We start from the raw sequence: 17525 nt of genomic DNA on the forward strand, positions 1-17525 counted from the left end.
GGCCTAACGGAGAGACTGAGTGAGCGACCTTCCATCCGACGTCGAAGCCAGCGCCGTTTCCCAGGACCCATCCAGCGCAAAGCCCGCCCCCCCGCAGCAAACCCAGCCAGCGCGACCTCACCACCGGCCACATCGGCCGCACGCTGCTCGCGTTCGCGCTCCCGACGCTCGGCTCGAACATCCTGCAATCGCTCAACGGCTCGATCAACGCGATTTGGGTTGGACGTTACCTCGGCGAGGGCGCACTCGCCGCGACCTCGAACGCCAACATCATCATGTTCCTCACCTTCGGCGCGGTGTTGGGGTTCGGCATGGCGGCGACGATCCTGGTCGGCCAGAGCTTCGGCCGTCACGATCTGGAAGGCGCACGCCGGGCGTTCGGCTCCGCGGTCGGCCTGGTCCTCGGCGGCGCAATCGTGATCGCCGCGCTCGGCTGGGTGTTCGCGCCCGAGATCCTGCACCTGCTCGCCACGCCCGGCGACGCGATGCCGCTCGCACTTGCGTACCTCCGCGTAATCTTCCTCGGGTTGCCCGCGTCGATGATGATGGTGTTGCTGATGATGGGCCTGCGCGGCACCGGCGATTCGATGACGCCGCTCTGGTTCATGCTGCTCAGCGCGATCCTCGACAGCGGGCTCAACCCGCTGCTGATCGCCGGCATCGGACCGTTCCCGCAGATGGGGATTGCCGGCTCCGCGATGGCGACGCTGGTCGCTAGCCACGTCTCGCTGCTCGGGCTGGTCGTCTACATCTACAAACGCGACCTGCCACTGCGGCTGCGCGGCAACGAACTTCGCTACCTGATCCCCGACCGCGCGCTGACCGGCACGATCGTGCGCAAAGGCCTGCCGATGGGTGCGCAGATGCTCGTCATGTCGACCGCCGGTCTTGCGATGGTCGGGCTGGTCAACCGGCTCGGCGTCGATACCGCGGCCGCCTACGCCGTATCGCAGCAGCTCTGGACGTATATCCAGATGCCCGCGCTGGCGATCGGCGCGGCGGTCAGTTCGATGGCGGCGCAGAATATCGGCGCGGGCCGCTGGGACCGGGTCGGCGAGATCACCAAATACGGCCTGTTGTTCAACGTCGCGCTGACCGGGGCGATGGTCGCCGTGGTGATCCTGTTCGACCGCCCGGTGATGACGTTGTTCATCGGGAGCGACAGCCCGGCGCTGCCGATCGCGCGGCATATCCAACTGATCGCGAGCTGGAACTTCATCCTGTTCGGCGCGACCATGGTGCTGTTCTCGACCGTCCGCGCGAACGGCGCAGTGATCGCGCCGCTGATCGCGCTGATCGTCGCGCTGTATCCAGTGCGGATCGGCTTCGCGTTGCTGGCGAAGCCGTGGCTTGGGGCGGATGCGCTGTGGTGGAGCTTTCCGCTGGGGTCGCTCGCGACGTTGGCGATCGCGATCGGCTATTATCGCTACGGGAACTGGCGGAAGGGCGCGCTGGTGGTGCCGGATGATAGCGAGGAACAGGCGCACGGGATGAGCGAGCCGGGCGGACGGTTGCAGCCTACGGGGTGAGTCCGGTTCCCGTCATCCTGACGAAAGTCAGGATCCAGGATATCCGCGCGCGGCCCCTCGTGACTCTGGATCCTGACTTTCGTCAGGATGACGGGAGTTACCGCAACCGCTTCACGAACGACCGGCCACCTTCGCGGCGCTCATGTTGGAAGTTCGGGATCGTCTCGATCAAATCCGACAAGCGGTTGAACCCGTAGTTGCGCGCGTCGAAGCTCGACCGGTTGCCCGCCAGCTGGCCGAGTTCGGCGACGCTGGCATAGCCCTTCTCGTCGCGCTTCACCGCATTGTACGCGTCGATCAGCAGCTTGATCACCTGCTCGTCGATCGGCTGCGCGGTCTTCGGCCGAGCGACCGGTGCCGGCGCCGCAGCCTTCTCGCCAGCGACGGGGGCCGGGGTCGGCGCGGGCATCGCCTGCGACGTCTCGTTCAGCGCGCCGACGTCGATGAACCGCGTGCACGCCTGGCGGAAACCCTCGGGCGTACGGCTCGTCCCGAAGCCATACACCGGGATGCCATCCTGTCGGATGCGCGTCGCGAGCGGCATGAAATCGCTGTCCGACGACATGATGCCGAAGCCGTCGATGCGCCCGCGGAACAGCAGGTCCATCGCGTCGATCGTCATCTTCATGTCGGTCGCGTTCTTGCCCTTGGTCAGGTCGAACTGCTGCTGCGGCTCGATGCCGTGCTTGATCGACATGTCGCTCCACGCCTTCAGCGCGGGCTTCGACCAGTTGCCATAGACCCGCCGGACGTTGACCGTGCCGAGCTCGGCAAGGACGGTCAGCACCGGGTCGAGGGTCGCCGCGGACGCATTGTCCGCGTCGATCAGGAGGGCGACGTTGCGCGTTGTGGTATCGATCATGCGCGCAGGATTAGCCGCGCGCGCCCCGCGTCCACGCTCCACGCGCCGCCACCGGCCGCGGCAAGGTACAGGAAGACGAAGCAGTAGAGCACCGCGGGCTCGCCGCCATTGGCGATCGGGAAGGGACCTTGGGGGAAATGCGCTAGGAAATAGGCGACCGCGGACATGCCCGACAGCACGAACGCTACTGGCCGCGTGAACAGGCCAATGATGAGCAGCCCGCCGCCGACGACTTCGAGTACGCCGGCCACCGTCAGCAACGGGTTCATCGGCATCGGAAAGGGGGCAGGCCGAAGAACTTCGAGATGCCGTGGCTGAAGAAGACCAGCGCGACGACGATGCGCATGACGCTCAGCAGGCGGGCGGACCAAGTGGCGGGTATCGGCATGGGGAAGTCCTCGAGTGTCGTTGCGTGGGCGAAACGTCACACGGGGCGAGGTTTGGGTCAATTCGCGTAAATCGAAACGGATCGTTCGCGGGGGAACTCACGATCCTCCCCCGCCAAAGGGAGGTGGCACCGCAGGTGACGGAGGGGGAGGACAGGGAACAGCGGTTGCCCTTACCTCCCCCCGTCTGGCAAGTGCCAGCCACCTCCCCCTGGCGGGGGAGGATCGCACCGTCAGGGATACCCGATCGCCATCACTTCGTATTCGCGTTCGCCGGCCGGCAGGTCGACCCGCCGCACATCGCCGATCGCCGCGCCGCGCAAGGCGCGCGCGAACGGTGAGTTCCAGCCGATCCGTCCATTGCTCGCATCGGTCTCGTCGTCGCCGACCAGCGTCAGCACACGCTCGACGTCATCTTCGTCCGCGACCGTCACGCACGCGCCGAACCATACGCGGGAGCGATCACCTTGCGCGGCGGGGTCGACGACCTTGGCCGCCTTCATCCGCTTCGACAGCCAGCCAAGCCGGCGATCGATTTCGCGCAGGCGCTTGCGTCCGTAGATATAGTCGCCGTTTTCCGAGCGGTCGCCGTTGCCGGCGGCCCAGGAGATGACTTCGACCAAGGCGGGGCGCTCGGTCGACAGGAGTTGCTCGTATTCGGTGCGGAGTACGGTGTAGCCGGCAGGGGTGATGTAGTTCGGGCGGTCCATGCGCGAGGCTATACCGCCTCGAGATCGGTCACCCTAGCCGGAACAACCGTCTTCTTGACCGCAACACCCGTCATCTCGGCAGCAACGCCCGTCATCTCAGCAGCCCCGCCCGTCACCCCAGCGAAAGCTGGGGTCTTCCGCGGCTCAAGTCCGACCGACAACCGGGATACCCCAGCTTTCGCTGGGGTGACGGGTGTTTGGGGCGGGGAACACTCTTAAGGGATCTAAGTGATCAACCGGGCCGGTTCTTCCCCAGATACCACGATAACCTTGCCGCCCCCCGGCTCTTCGCCCGCGCGGGGTTCATCAGGTCGTACACCACCGCATTCTCCAACACGCGCTGCACATAGTTGCGCGTCTCCTGGTACGGGATCGCCTCGACCCAATCGACCATGTCGACCGCCCCGGTCCGCGGGTCGCCGTTCGCGCGGAGCCATTTGTTCACGTTGCCGCCGCCCGCATTATACGCCGCAACCGCCAGCGGATAACTGCCGTAATTGGCGTAGACCCGCTGGAAATAGCTCGAGCCTAGCATGATCGACATGTTCGGATCGGTCGTCAGCGCCGCCTGGTTGTAGGCGAGACCAATCTTGCCCGACTGCTCGCGCGCGGTCGCTGGCATCAGCTGCATCAGCCCGCGAGCCCCTGCATGCGATACGGCAGCGCGATCGAACTGGCTCTCCTGCCGCGAGATCGCGTGGATGATCGTCCAGTTATCCTCATACCCCGACGGCACCGATACCATCGGGAAGCCGACCGCAGAATAATCGCTGAGCCCGTTCGCCAGCGCACTCCGCCCGACCATCACGCCCAAGTCAGGCCGGTTGATGCTCTTCGACAGTTCGGCGGCGAGCAGATGATCGGTATCGGTCGTCGCATCCGCCGCGATCTGGCGGACGAACGCGGTCTGGTCCTGCCAGTCGTTGATCTGGCCAAGGAACTTGACCGCGCGCACCGTCTCGCGCTTGTCGAACGCGGCGCGTGCCGCTGGATCGACCGCGACTGACGCGACCGAAGGCGGCGCGACCAGCGCGCGGCCGGTGCGCTCGTTGGCGAGCTGCCCGTAATATTGATCGCGGGACCCTGACGCCTGGCCGTAGAATGCCGCCGCCTGAGGCGCCAACCCAGCCGCTTCCGCCGCACGCCCCGCCCAATAATAGCCCTTCGACCGCACCTGCGGCGAGCGCGAGCCGCGCGCGTACCGGTCGAACAGCGTCATCGCATCCGCCGGCCGACCGAGCTGCTTCATCGCGACGCGTCCACCGAGCCAGGCGAGATTGGTGTATTCGTCGCGCTCGGCATAGGATTTCGTCGAGACGTCGGTGCCGAACGGATACGCATCGTCGATCTGCCGCGCGATGTCGTAGGCGACCTGATACTGCCCGTCGTTCGCTGCGCCGTTCGCATTGGTGACGAGTACCTCGTACCATTCCGCCGCATTGCCGGGCCGCGTCGTCAGCGACCGGGGCCGCGCCAGCCACGCGCGCCGACGGGCTCGCGCCCGAATTGCGCAACCACTGCGCCCGATCCGCGACATAGCCAGCGTCGTTCGCATACAGCGTCTGTGTCGAGGCCGAGATATCCGACGCGTTCGGTGCATTCGTCCGGAACGCCAGTCGCGCCTCGAAGATCGGCCGTCGTGCCGCACTCGTCCACACTAACTGCCGCTGTGCCGCGCCGGTTTGGCCGGCCCACAACAGCGCGTCCATCCGCGCGTCCTGGTCGTCCGGCGTCAGTGCGCCGGGGAAGCCCGACACCACCATGGCCTCGTCGGTTGGCGTAAGCCCGGCGCTGCGCCACGCCGTCCGCACCGCTGCGTAGGCCTGATCCCGCGCGCCGGTCGCCTGCAAAGCTCGTGCGTAGGCGACGCCGCCGGATGCGGACTGCGGGGGATACCGGCGGAAGAAGGCGATCACGCTATTGGGCAAACCGGTCGCCGCCTTGCGCTCGGCCGCACGCCGGTTCGCCGTCTCGTTAGGCCAGCCCGGATGCGCCATCAGGAAGCCCGCATAGCTGTCGAACGGCAGCGCATCGGTCTGCTGCAACGCACGCCACTGGGCGATCGTCGAGGCGATCGCGCCGTCGGTTGCCATCGGCTGCGCATTAGGCCCCATATTGGCCAACTGCGTGCTGTATCGATCGAGCGTCTGTTGACCCGCGCCTGAGGAAACAGCGGTCTGTGCGACGACTGCAAGAAGAAGGCTCGTTTTCAACATCGATGCTACCATGTGGACAGCATACGCCTCCAACCCGTATCTGTCCTGAACGAAATCCGGATTTCGCCCGGTATTTGGCGCAACAGGCCAGACTTCTCTTCTAGTATGGACGCAGGCTACCGCATGTTTTCAGGATCGATTCCCGCGCTCGTCACGCCGTTCGCCGCCGATGGCAGCTTCGACGAACCCGCGTATCGCGATTTCATCGAGTGGCAGATCGCCGAGGGCTCGTCGGGGCTCGTCGCGTGCGGCACAACCGGCGAAGCGGCGACCTTGTCGTATGACGAGCATTTTCACGTGGTCCGCGTCTGCGTCGATCAGGCGAAGGGCCGCGTGCCCGTCATCGCCGGCGCAGGCTCGAACGATACGCGCGTCGCCTCCGCCAATCTGCGTGCCGCGAAAGACGCCGGCGCCGACGCCGCGCTGATGGTGCCGCCCTATTACAACCGGCCGGGGCAGGAGGGTATCTTCCGCCATTTCGAAGCGCTCGCCGCGTCGACCCCGCTGCCGATCATCCTCTACAACGTCCCCGCGCGGACGGTGACGGATATCCAGCCCGCGACGCTCGCACGGATCGTGAAGGCGTTCCCGGACGTCTTCGTCGGCGTGAAGGATGCGAGCGGCGTCCTCGCCCGCGTTTCCCAGCATCGCGCGTCGTGCGGGCCGGACTTCTGCCAGCTGTCGGGTAACGACGACCTCGCGCTGGCATTCAACGTCATGGGCGGCACCGGCTGCATCTCGGTGACGGCCAACGTCGCGCCGAAGCTCTGCGCGGAGTTCCAGGCAGCATGCCAGGCCGGCGATTTCGTCAAGGCGCTGGCGTATCAGGACCAGCTCTATCCGCTCCACGAAGCGCTGTTCACCGACGCGTCGCCGGGGCCGGTGAAATACGCGATGACCAAGGTGCGGGAAGGCTTCCCCGAAACGCTCCGACTGCCGATGACCCCCGCCGGTGAGGCCTCGCGCGCGGCGGTTGATGCGGCCGTGGCGCACGCGCGTCTCGCCTGAAACCCACTCCGTCATCCTGACGAACGTCAGGACCCAGAGCCAAGCAGGGCATCGCTCCGCAATCCTGGGTTCTGACTTTCGTCAGGATGACGGCGCGTGAGGGAATAAACGGAAGCGCAAACACCGCCCCCGCTTCCCCTAAGCCCTCCGACCTCCTACATCGCGCGTCCCATGGCACGTCCCAAACCCCCGACCTTCGAGAAGACCAAGATCGTCGCCGAGAACCGGCGCGCGCGGTACGACTATTACATCGAGCAGGTGTTCGAGGCGGGCATCGCGCTCACCGGCACCGAGGTGAAGGCGCTGCGCGGCGGCGAGGGATCGATCGCCGAGGCCTATGCCGAGGTGAAGGGCAAGAACGTCGTCCTGGTCAATTCGAACATCCCCGAATTCAGCCACGGCAACCGCTTCAACCACGAGCCCAAGCGCCCGCGCAAGCTGCTGCTCCACGAGCGCGAGATCAACAAGATGTTCGGTGCGGTCGCGCGCCAGGGCATGACGCTCGTGCCGCTGATGATCTATTTCAATTCGAAGGGCCGCGCGAAGATCGAACTGGCGCTCGCCAAGGGCAAGCAGAACCACGACAAGCGCGATTCGGTGAAGGAACAGGACTGGAAGCGCGAGCAGGGTCGGATCATGCGGGATCGCGGATAACCTGTGTCCAAGGCGCCGGGCAGTATCTTCGGGCGCCTCGCGGCGTGGTCGCATCGCAACCTGCCGACCCGCGAATCGATGGAGCGGAACCGTCTGCTACGCCCCGTCGCGCACCGCGTCCTTGCGCCGGAACTGTGGCGCTTCACCCGCCGCTCGGTCCCGCGGGGCGTCGCGCTCGGGATGGTCGCGGGCATCCTGATCCCGGTCGCGCAGACGCCCGTCGCGGCGATCTTCGCATTGCCGTTCCGCGCCAACGTGCCGACCGCGGCGCTGACCACGTTCATCACCAACCCGCTGACCACGCCGCCGCTCTGGATCGCGGCCTATTGGATCGGCTCGTCGCTGCTCCGGCTCGACGCGCACGTCCCCGGCCAGCCTGTCGCGGACGCCGCGGCACGCACTGAATGGATCCCCTGGCTGATGCAGGCGGGACCCGCCACGGCGCTCGGCCTGCTGGTCATTACCGTTGTCTGTTCGGTCGGCGGCTATGCACTCAGTGCGCTCGGCTGGCGATTGTGGATCGCGCGCAAGTGGCGCAATCGCCATGACAATCGCGGATCGTAACAATCGTCACTAATATTGACCTACCCGAATTGACGGACCGTCCTATCGGCGTAGAACACACCGCATCCTGACGATCTTTCTCCGAGGTTCTTGATGCGCAAGTCGATTGTTACCGTGATCCTGCTCGCGTCCGCGGCGTCGGCTTTCGCCCAGACGAAACCCAGCACCAACCGCCCATCGCCTGTGCTGGCGAAGGCCGCGAAAGGCCCGGTCGCGGCCAGGGACGCGAACAAGCCGCAGATCGGCGATTTCGGCTTCGACATGGCCGGCCGCGATACCAGCGTGACGCCGGGCACCGACTTCTTCGATTACGCGAACGGTGGCTGGGTGAAGACCACGCCGATCCCTGCCGATCGCTCGTCCTACGGCATGTTCCACGTCCTTCAGGACCTGTCGCTCGAACGCACCCGCACGATCCTCGACGTCTCCGCCAAGACGCCCGGCGACAAGGTCGGTGATTTCTACACGAGCTTCATGGACGAGGCGGCGGTGAACGCGAAGGGCGCCACGCCGGTCAAGCCGATGCTCGCCGCGCTGAAGGCGACCCAGGACAAGACCGCACTCGTCACCGAGATTGCCAAGCTCCAGCGGCAAGGTGTCGGCGGCCTCGTCGGCGTCGGCGTATCGCAGGACGACAAGGACCCGACCACCTATGTCGTCCAGCTCGGCCAGAGCGGTATCGGCCTCCCCGACCGTGATTATTACCTCAAGGACGACGCCAAGCTCGCCACCATCCGCACCGCGTACGAAGCGTATCTCACGCGGATGTTGACGCTCGCCGGCGAGCCCAACGCCGCCACCCGCGCCGCCGCCGTCTTCAATATGGAGAAGGGCCTCGCGACCGCGCACTGGACGCGGATCGAGAGCCGCGACGCCGACAAGACCTACAACAAATGGACCGCCGCCGACTTCGCCGCGAAGGCGCCTGGCTTCCCGTGGGCGCAGTATATGACCGCGATGGGCGTCACCGGCCGTCCGTTCTACCTCGTCGCACAGCCGAGCGCGGTGACCGGCGAGGCCAAGGTCTTCGCCGACACGCCGATCAATGTCCTGCAGGACTATGCGATGCTCAAGGTGCTGCGCGCCTACGCGCCGTATCTGTCGAGCGACTTCGACAAGACCAACTTCGCGTTCTACGGCACCACGCTGTCGGGCACGCCCGAGCAGCAGGTCCGCTGGAAGCGCGGAGTCTCGACCGTGTCGGGCGCAATGGGCGAGGCGATCGGCCAGCAGTACGTGGCCAAGTATTTCCCGCCCGCGTCGAAGGCCGCCGCCGACGACCTCGTCAAGAACGTCATCGCCGCGATGGGCGAGCGTCTCCGGAACCTCGAATGGATGGCGCCCGAGACCAAGACCAAGGCGCTTGCGAAGCTCGCCGCCTTCACCCCGAAGATCGGCTATCCCGATAAGTGGCGCGATTATTCTGCGCTCCAGATCCAGCGCGGCGACCTCGTCGGTAACGTCGCGCGCGCCAACGCGTTCGAGTACGACCGCGACCTGAAGAAGCTGGGCCAGCCGATCGATCGCGGCGAGTGGTTCATGACGCCGATGACGATCAACGCCTATGCCAACCCGACGATGAACGAGGTCGTCTTCCCGGCCGCGATCCTGCAACCCCCGTTCTTCGATCCGAAGGCGGACCCGGCGGTCAATTACGGCGGCATCGGCGCGGTGATCGGTCACGAGATCAGCCATCATTTCGACGACCAGGGCCGCAAATACGACCTCAACGGCAAGCTCACCGATTGGTGGACGCCGCAGGACGTCGCGCGCTTCAAGGTGTTCACCGACGCGCTGGTGAAGCAGTATGACGCGTACGAGCCCTTGCCCGGCCAGCACATCCAGGGCGGCCTGACGCTCGGCGAGAACATCGCCGATCTCGCTGGCCTCACGGTGGCGTACGACGCGTATCACAAGTCGCTCGGCGGCAAGCCCGCCCCGATCATCGAAGGCACGACCGGCGATCAGCGCTTCTATTACGGCTGGGCCGGCGTATGGCGCACCAAGTTCCGCGATGCAGCGCTCCAGCAGACATTGCTGTCGGATCCGCATTCGCCGGGCCACCAGCGCGTCCTGACGGTCCGCAACCTCGACCCCTGGTACGCCGCGTTCGGCGCCAAGCCGGGCGAGAAGAGCTACCTCGCCCCCGCCAACCGCGTCCGCATCTGGTAACTACACGCCGCATACCCCGACCTTGCACCACCCCGGCGAAGGCCGGGGCCGAGTTGGGGGACAGACGTAACGGCGGACTGTCCCCCATTCCCGAGACCTTTCCAACTGGACCCCGGCCTTCGCCGGGGAGGTGGTATTGGAGGGGGTGCGCCACCGAAATTCTAGGAGAACCCCATGAAGTCCTTCATTGTCGCCGGCCTACTCGCCGCAACCGCCATCACCGGCGTCACCGCCGCCATCTCGCAAACGGCTGAGCCGACCGCGCCAACAGCCGCGTCCACCGGCGCGCAATACGGAACGTTCGGCTTCGACGAGAAGGGCATGGACAAGACCGTCCAGCCCGGCGACGACTTCTACACCTTCGCCAACGGCAACTGGTCCAAGAACACCCCGATCCCCGCCGACAAGTCCAACTACGGCTCGTTCAACCTCCTGTCCGACCTGTCCGAGACGCGCACCCGCGGCATCCTCGACACCGCCGCGAAGGACCCGAACTCGAAGATCGGCCGCGCCTACGCGACGTTCCTCGACACCGGCACGATCGAAGGCAAGGGCCTGGCCCCGATCAAGCCGTGGCTGTCCAAGATCGCCGCGCTGAACGACCGCGCAGGCTATCCGGCCCTCCTCGCCGAAGCAGACCGCGCCGGCATCGGCGGCCCGTTCGGCGGCGGCGTCGGCCAGGACGACAAGCTCCCCGAGCAATACGCGCTCTCGCTCGGCCAGTCCGGTCTCGGCCTGCCCGACCGCGATTATTACCTCAGCGCCGACGCGAAACTGGTCGAGGCACGCAACGCCTACCGCGCGCACATCGTCAAGATGCTGACGCTCGTCGGCGAACCCAATGCCGAGGCGCGCGCCACCGCCTTGCTCGCGTTCGAGACCGAGATCGCCAAGGTCAGCTGGACCCGCGTCGACAGCCGCGACGCCACCAAGACCTACAACAAGATGACCGTCGCCGACCTCGCCAAGCGCGCCCTCGGCTTCGACTTCGCCGCCTATTTCAAGGGGATCGGCACGCCCGTCCCGACCGTCATCGTCGCACAGCCCTCGGCGATCACCGGCATCGCCAAGCTCGTCTCGACCGCGCCGATCGGCGTGCTCAAGGACCAGCTGATCCTGCGCTCGCTCGACGGGTACGCGGACGTCCTGCCCAAGGCCTTCGACGCCGAACAGTTCGCGTTCTATGGCACCGTCCTCGGCGGCACGCCCGAGCAGGAAGCCCGCTGGAAGCGCGGCGTCCAGTTCACCTCCGGCGCGCTCGATGACGAGGTCAGCAAGCTCTACGTCGCGCAGTATTTCCCGCCCGAGACGAAGGCCGCAGCCGACAAGCTCGTCAAGAACGTGCTCGCCGCGATGGGCCGCCGGATCGACAAGCTCGAATGGATGGCGCCCGAGACCAAGGTCAAGGCGCACGCCAAGCTAGCCGCCTTCACGCCGAAGATCGGCTATCCGAGCCAGTGGAAGGATTTCTCCGGCCTGACGATCACGTCCGGCGATGCGTTCGGCAACGAATGGCGCGCGAACGAATGGCAGCATCAGGACAATATCTCCAAGCTCGGCAAGCCGTTGCAGCGCTGGGAATGGGGCATGACGCCGATGACGGTGAACGCCTATGCCAATTTCGGCATGGTCGAGATCGTCTTCCCCGCCGCAATCCTGCAGCCGCCGTTCTTCGACCCGAAGGCCGACGACGCGGTCAATTACGGCGGCATCGGGGCAGTGATCGGCCACGAGCTGAGCCATCATTTCGACGACCAGGGTTCGAAGTACGATGCCAAGGGCCAGCTCACCGATTGGTGGACGCCCAAGGATATCGCCGGCTTCAAGGCGCTCACCGGCAAGCTCGGCGCGCAGTATGACGCCTACGAACCGCTCCCCGGGATTCACGTGAAGGGCCAGCTCACGATGGGCGAGAACATCGCCGATCTCGCCGGCCTCACGGTGGCGTACGACGCGTACCACACGGCATTGGGAGGCAAGACCGCGCCCGTGCTCGACGGGTTCACTGGCGACCAGCGCTTCTATCTCGGCTGGGCGCAGGTCTGGCGCCGCAACTACCGCGAAGCCAACCTTCGCAACCGCCTGCTGACCGATCCTCACTCGCCGTCGCAGCAGCGCGCCTGGGTCGTGCGCAACCTCGACCCCTGGTACGCGGCGTACAAGCCGACGCCCGGGCAGAAGCTGTACCTGACGCCGGAGCAGCGCGTCCGGATCTGGTAACGGTCGGATCGCATACTTCTGGTTTCCCTGCGGAGGCGGGGGTAGGAGCCAAAAGGGATGTCCTTCGTAACCCTGGACCCCCGCCTCCGCGGGGGAGCAGAAGGTCGGGCGAGGCCGGTTCACAACTACGTAGGCATCGACGCAAATTGTGGCACCACCCCGGCGAAGGCCGGGGCCGAATTGGGGGACGGTTCTGACGATGGACGGCGCCTCGTTACTACCACCTTTCCAATTGGGCCCCGGCCTCCGCCGGGGTGGTGTGGTTCTGTGGAACCGGCTTCCGCGACGAAAGTAGCGCCCCCAACAATCCCGCATCCCGCTTGACGCCCAACCCCGCTTGAGCGGATGACGTCGCCGATGGCATCGCTCGCTTTACCCACCCCCGCCCGCAACGCAGCATTCGTCGCCATAGCCTCGGGCGTCGCCGCCGCCGCGATCGTGCTGCTGCTCGTCGGCAGCTGGATCGCCGCCGCCGGTTTCTTCGCCGCCGCCATCATCGTCGTCGGCGCGCTGATCGCGTGGCGCCTGCTCAACCCCGTCGCCAGGGACGCGCCGCGCCCGGTCGACTGGGACCTCACCCGCACCGTCGCCGAAGCCGGGACCGACGCCCTCGCGATTACCGACCGCGCAGGGCGGCTCGTCTGCGCCAACGACGCCTACGAAGCGCTGTTCGAAGGCTTCCCGACGCCTCCCGGCTTGCCGCTCGACGAAGCCGGCAACGCGGCACTCGCCGACGCCGGCCGCGCGGCCTGGCGCGACGGCACCGCGCAGGTCGAGCGGCTCAATGCCCGCGGCGTCTGCCTCTCCGCACAGATCGCGCGCGCCGGCGACGATGCCGACATGCTCGTCTGGCGCTTCGTCACCGCACAAGAACACGACCTTGCCGAGACGCTCGCCGCGCTGCTGACCGGCCCGACCGGAGACCGGCTAGGCGGCAGCGGCATCATGGCGGCGTTGCTCTCCCCCGACGGCCGCGTCCGCACCGCCAACCGCGTACTGCGCGCGAGGGCGTGCGGCGACGAATACGATACGATCGAAGGTCGCGACTTCGCACGCTTCCTCATTACCGACAGCCGCGGCCTCGTCCGGTTCGAACGCGAAGGCCTTGAAGGGACGCCACTCCGCGTCCTCCAGATCCCGTTCCTCGAAGGCGACGACGCGCCCGTATTGGTCGCGCTGCTCGACGACGAGGAGGACGCGCCCGCACTCGGCGCCAGTGCCTCCGCGCACGTCCGCAGCCTGGTCAGCATGATGCCGTTCGGGATGGCACTGGTCGACCGCGACGGCCGCTTCCTGCAGATGAACGACTCGTTCCTGCGCGCGGCCGGCGTCAACGCGGTCGCGCCGCCGCTCTATCCGGGCGACCTTGTCGTTCGCGAGGACAAAGCCGCGGTCGCCGACGCGATCCGCAAGTTCGCGAATGGCGCGACGCACTCCGCCGACATGGCCGTCCGCCTCAAGGATCACCCCGACGAGCCGGTCGCGCTCACCATCGCCGGCGCACGTGGCCTAGGCGACGCCGCCGTCCTGCTCAGCCTCAAGGACAATAGCGAGGAGAGCCGCCTCAAGCGCGAGGTCGCCCAAGCCACCAAGATGCAGGCGGTCGGTCAGCTCGCGGGCGGCGTCGCGCATGATTTCAACAACATCCTGACCGCGATCATCGGCCACTGCGACCTGATGCTGATGCGCCATTCGCCCGGCGACAGCGATTACGACGACATCCAGCAGGTCCGCACCAACTCGAACCGCGCCGCCAGCCTCACACGCCAGCTGCTCGCCTTCTCGCGCCAGCAGACGCTTCGCCCGCAGATCCTCCAGCTACCCGACGTCGTCTCCGAGGTGTCGAACCTGCTCAAGCGCCTGATGGGCGAGAACGTCCGCCTCGACATGACGCACGGCCGCAACCTCGGCCCGGTCCGCGCCGATCCAGGGCAGCTGGAGCAAGTGGTCGTCAACCTCGCGGTCAACGCGCGCGATGCGATCGTTTCCGCCAACGCGCGCGGCGGCGGCGTGCTGACGATCACCACACGTGCGGTGCCGGCATCGGAGGTGCGCGAGATGGCGTCCGACATCCTGCCCGTCGCCGACTACACCGCGCTGATCGTCCAGGACACCGGCACCGGCATACCGCCCGACGTGCTGCCCAAGATCTTCGAGCCGTTCTTCACGACTAAGGAATTCGGCAAGGGCACCGGGCTCGGCCTCTCCACCGTCTACGGCATCGTCAAGCAGTCCGGCGGCTACATCTTCGCCGACAGCAAGCCGGGGCAGGGCGCGACCTTCTCGATGTACCTGCCGGTCCACTCGGCGCCCGCCACGACCCGCCCCGCGGTGGTGAAACCCACGCCGAAGCCGGTCGATCTCTGGGGTACCGGCACGATCCTGCTGGTCGAGGACGAGGATATGGTCCGCGCGGTCGCCGAGCGTGCGCTGACGCGACAGGGCTATACCGTGCTGACCGCGGAAAACGGCGAAGTCGCGCTGGAAGTGCTGGAGAAACACGGCCGCCCCGACCTGCTGATCAGCGACGTCGTGATGCCCCAGATGGACGGCCCGACGATGGTGCGCCATGCACGCGAAAAATTCCCCGACCTCCCGATCCTGTTCATGTCGGGCTATGCGGAGGAGCAGTTGCGCAAGTCGATCGACCTCGACAACGTCGCGTTCCTGCCCAAGCCCTTCTCGGTCCAGGAACTGGCCGAGGCGGCACGAGACGTGCTGGCAGCGCGGTGATTCGAACAAGATGTTGGCAAGTCGTAACAATCCCGACTATGCGCATGGCATGACCGCTCCCCAGCAGATCCTTATCGTCGAGGATGAACCGTTGATCGCCATGATGCTCGAGGATTTTCTCGAAGTTCTGGACAAGGGAGTCGCAGGCTCGGTCGATACCGTAGCCGACGCCCTGAAGCGGATCGAGGAGGGCGGCGTCGACGGCGCGATCCTCGACGTAAACCTGCGCGGCGGTGAAAAGAGCACCGCGGTCGCCGAAGCCTTGGCGGCAAAAGGCGTCCCCTTCGTCTTCGCCACCGGCGGCGGCGATGACGGCGTGGCGCCCGAATTCCGCGATCGTCCGCGGTTGCAGAAGCCCTTCACGATGGACGGCGTGGCGAAGGCGCTAGAGGGCCTTTAATTTCCTCGGGATGATGGCGGCAGCTGCCGGCTATCTCTTCCGTCATTCCCGCGAAGGCGGGAACCCATACTGGCTGGCCTCGACGACGGGATCGCGAACCCTTGGGGATCTGGATCCCCGCCTTCGCGAGGATGACGAAGCGGGGATCAAGTCTTCCACTTAAAATTCAACGCAACTCTCTTGCGCAAATGCCCCCTCCCGCGACATAGGCGGTCGCCATGAGCAACCGTTTCGACAAATCACGCCTGCCGAGCCGCCATGTCTCGGTCGGCCCCGAGCGCGCCCCGCATCGCAGTTATTATTACGCGATGGGGATTCCCGAAGAGGATATCGCCAAGCCGTTCGTCGCCGTCGCCAGCGCCGGCAACGACAGCGCGCCCTGCAACATCACGCTCGACGCGCAGGCCGATGTCGCGCGCCTCGGCGTGATCCAGGGCGGCGGCATGCCGCGCCGGTTCAACACGATCACCGTCACCGACGGCATCGCGATGGGCCATCAGGGCATGAAGACCAGCCTGGTCAGCCGCGAGGTCATCGCCGACTCGGTCGAGCTCAGCGTGCGCGGCCATTGCTACGACGCGCTGATCGGCTTTGCCGGCTGCGACAAGTCGTTGCCCGGCATGATGATGGCGATGCTGCGGCTCAACGTGCCGTCGATCTTCGTCTATGGCGGCTCGATTCTGCCCGGTCGTTTCCACGACAAGGACGTGACGGTCGTCGACGTGTTCGAGATCGTCGGCAAATACGCGGCGGGAGCTTGCCCGCTGTCCGAAGTCCACGCGCTCGAAAAGGTCGCCTGTCCCAGCGCCGGCGCGTGCGGTGGCCAGTTCACCGCGAACACGATGGCCTGCGTCGCGGAGGCGATCGGATTGTCGATGCCGAACAGCAACATGACGCCCGCACCGTATAGCAGCCGCGAACAGATCGCGCATGCCGCCGGCGTCCAGATCATGGAGCTGATCGAGCGCAACATCCGCCCGCGCGACATCTGCACGCGCGAGGCGTTCATCAACGCCGCGCGCGTCGTCGCCGCGACCGGGGGCTCGACCAACGCCGCGCTGCATCTGCCCGCGATGGCGCATGAGGTCGGCATCGAGTTCGACCTGTTCGACGTCGCCGAGGCCTTCAAGACCACGCCGTACATCGCCGACCTCAAGCCCGGCGGGAAGTATGTCGCGAAGGACATGTACGAGGCCGGCGGCGTCTACATGCTGATGAAGACGATGCTCAGCGGCGGGTTCCTCGACGGCAATTGCATGACCGTGTCGGGCAAGACGCTCGGCGAGAATATCGACCAGGTCACGTGGAATCCTGATCAGAAGGTCATCTACGACATCACGACGCCGATCACCCCGACCGGCGGCGTCGTCGGCCTACGCGGCAGCCTCGCCCCCGATGGCGCGATCGTGAAGGTCGCGGGCTTGCACCGCCTTCAGTTCAGCGGCCCGGCGCGTGTGTTCGATTGCGAGGAGGACACCTTCGCCGCGGTCGAGAACCGCGAGATCAACGAGGGTGAGGTCATCGTCATCCGCTATGAAGGCCCCAAGGGCGGCCCCGGCATGCGCGAGATGCTGTCGACCACCGCCGCGCTCTACGGCCTGGGTATGGGCGAGAGCGTCGCTTTGATCACCGACGGTCGCTTCTCCGGCGGCACCCGCGGCTTCTGCATCGGCCATGTCGGTCCCGAAGCGGCGGACGGCGGTCCGATCGCATTGGTCGAGAATGGCGACATCATCCACATCGACGCCGAGGCCGGCACGATCGATCTCGACGTGCCCGAGGACGTGATGGCGGCGCGGCGTGCCGCGTGGGTGCCGCGCACCAACGATTACGGCTCGGGCGCACTCTGGCGCTATGCGAAGACCGTCGGCCCCGCGTACAAGGGCGCGGTCACGCATCCTGGAGCCGCAGCCGAAACCCATGTCTACGCGGATATTTGAGACCACGCGGATAGGTAAACGAGACACGCGCTCCACCCGTCACCCCAGCGAAAGCTGGGGTATCCCGCTTGGCGCGTGCAGCGACCCGAACGGGGAGATCCCGGCTTTCGCTGGGATGACGGATGGTGGTT

13 protein-coding genes and 1 pseudogene are annotated in these 17525 nt (G+C 66.3%); 9 read left to right on the forward strand and 5 right to left on the reverse strand.

The window, feature by feature from the left end; translation table 11 throughout:
• Window positions 1-131: 131 nt before the first annotated feature.
• Window positions 132-1529: an MATE family efflux transporter gene (locus QP181_RS00725; RefSeq protein WP_443027570.1), complete on the forward strand. Its 1398-nt coding sequence runs from the start codon at window positions 132-134 to the stop codon at window positions 1527-1529.
• A gap of 97 nt (window positions 1530-1626) precedes the next feature.
• Here the strand turns inward: QP181_RS00725 and QP181_RS00730 are convergent, their stop codons facing one another.
• The 5 genes and pseudogenes from QP181_RS00730 to QP181_RS00745 all read right to left on the reverse strand — a co-directional run bounded on the left by QP181_RS00730 (window position 1627) and on the right by QP181_RS00745 (window position 5715).
• Entirely contained in the window at window positions 1627-2391 is a 765-nt protein-coding gene (locus QP181_RS00730) for an NYN domain-containing protein (RefSeq protein ID WP_132739221.1), read from the reverse strand.
• The gene (locus QP181_RS00735; RefSeq protein ID WP_443027501.1) at window positions 2388-2660 is read right to left on the reverse strand and encodes a DoxX family protein; all 273 of its coding nucleotides are present in this window, start codon (window positions 2658-2660) and stop codon (window positions 2388-2390) included. The genes QP181_RS00730 and QP181_RS00735 overlap by 4 nt, the downstream gene beginning before the upstream one ends.
• Window positions 2657-2779, reverse strand: a complete 123-nt coding sequence (locus QP181_RS19845; protein WP_443027502.1) for a DoxX family protein — start codon at window positions 2777-2779, stop codon at window positions 2657-2659. The genes QP181_RS00735 and QP181_RS19845 overlap by 4 nt, the downstream gene beginning before the upstream one ends.
• Before the next feature lie 231 nt (window positions 2780-3010).
• Window positions 3011-3487, reverse strand: a complete 477-nt coding sequence (gene greB, locus QP181_RS00740) for a transcription elongation factor GreB (protein ID WP_333927256.1) — start codon at window positions 3485-3487, stop codon at window positions 3011-3013.
• Window positions 3488-3719: 232 nt separating this feature from the next.
• Window positions 3720-5715, reverse strand: a pseudogene (locus QP181_RS00745) (lytic transglycosylase domain-containing protein).
• A gap of 111 nt (window positions 5716-5826) precedes the next feature.
• Between QP181_RS00745 and dapA the strand changes: the two are divergent.
• The 8 genes from dapA (at window position 5827) to ilvD (ending at window position 17394) form a co-directional block, all read left to right on the forward strand.
• Window positions 5827-6711, forward strand: coding sequence for a 4-hydroxy-tetrahydrodipicolinate synthase (dapA, locus tag QP181_RS00750; RefSeq protein WP_132739209.1), 885 nt, complete (start codon window positions 5827-5829; stop codon window positions 6709-6711).
• A 171-nt stretch (window positions 6712-6882) separates the two neighbouring features.
• Window positions 6883-7365 carry an SsrA-binding protein SmpB gene (gene smpB / locus QP181_RS00755; RefSeq protein ID WP_055879372.1) on the forward strand — a complete coding sequence of 161 codons (483 nt, stop codon included), beginning with the start codon at window positions 6883-6885 and terminating at the stop codon, window positions 7363-7365.
• A gap of 78 nt (window positions 7366-7443) precedes the next feature.
• A complete protein-coding gene (locus QP181_RS00760) occupies window positions 7444-7929 on the forward strand; it encodes a DUF2062 domain-containing protein (RefSeq protein ID WP_107963017.1) in 486 nt (161 codons plus the stop codon).
• A 93-nt stretch (window positions 7930-8022) separates the two neighbouring features.
• Window positions 8023-10101 (forward strand): M13 family metallopeptidase, encoded by a 2079-nt coding sequence (locus QP181_RS00765; protein WP_333927258.1) that lies wholly within the window; start codon window positions 8023-8025, stop codon window positions 10099-10101.
• Window positions 10102-10275: 174 nt separating this feature from the next.
• Window positions 10276-12321, forward strand: coding sequence for a M13 family metallopeptidase (locus QP181_RS00770; RefSeq protein WP_333927259.1), 2046 nt, complete (start codon window positions 10276-10278; stop codon window positions 12319-12321).
• A 357-nt stretch (window positions 12322-12678) separates the two neighbouring features.
• Window positions 12679-15054, forward strand: a complete 2376-nt coding sequence (locus QP181_RS00775) for a hybrid sensor histidine kinase/response regulator (RefSeq protein WP_333927260.1) — start codon at window positions 12679-12681, stop codon at window positions 15052-15054.
• 49 nt (window positions 15055-15103) lie between these two features.
• Entirely contained in the window at window positions 15104-15454 is a 351-nt protein-coding gene (locus tag QP181_RS00780; protein WP_093399563.1) for a response regulator, read from the forward strand.
• A gap of 218 nt (window positions 15455-15672) precedes the next feature.
• A complete protein-coding gene (ilvD, locus tag QP181_RS00785; protein WP_333927261.1) occupies window positions 15673-17394 on the forward strand; it encodes a dihydroxy-acid dehydratase in 1722 nt (573 codons plus the stop codon).
• The last annotated feature ends 131 nt before the right edge of the window (window positions 17395-17525 follow it).

This window comes from Sphingomonas sp. LR55, from assembly GCF_036856015.1.
Lineage (GTDB): Bacteria > Pseudomonadota > Alphaproteobacteria > Sphingomonadales > Sphingomonadaceae > Sphingomonas.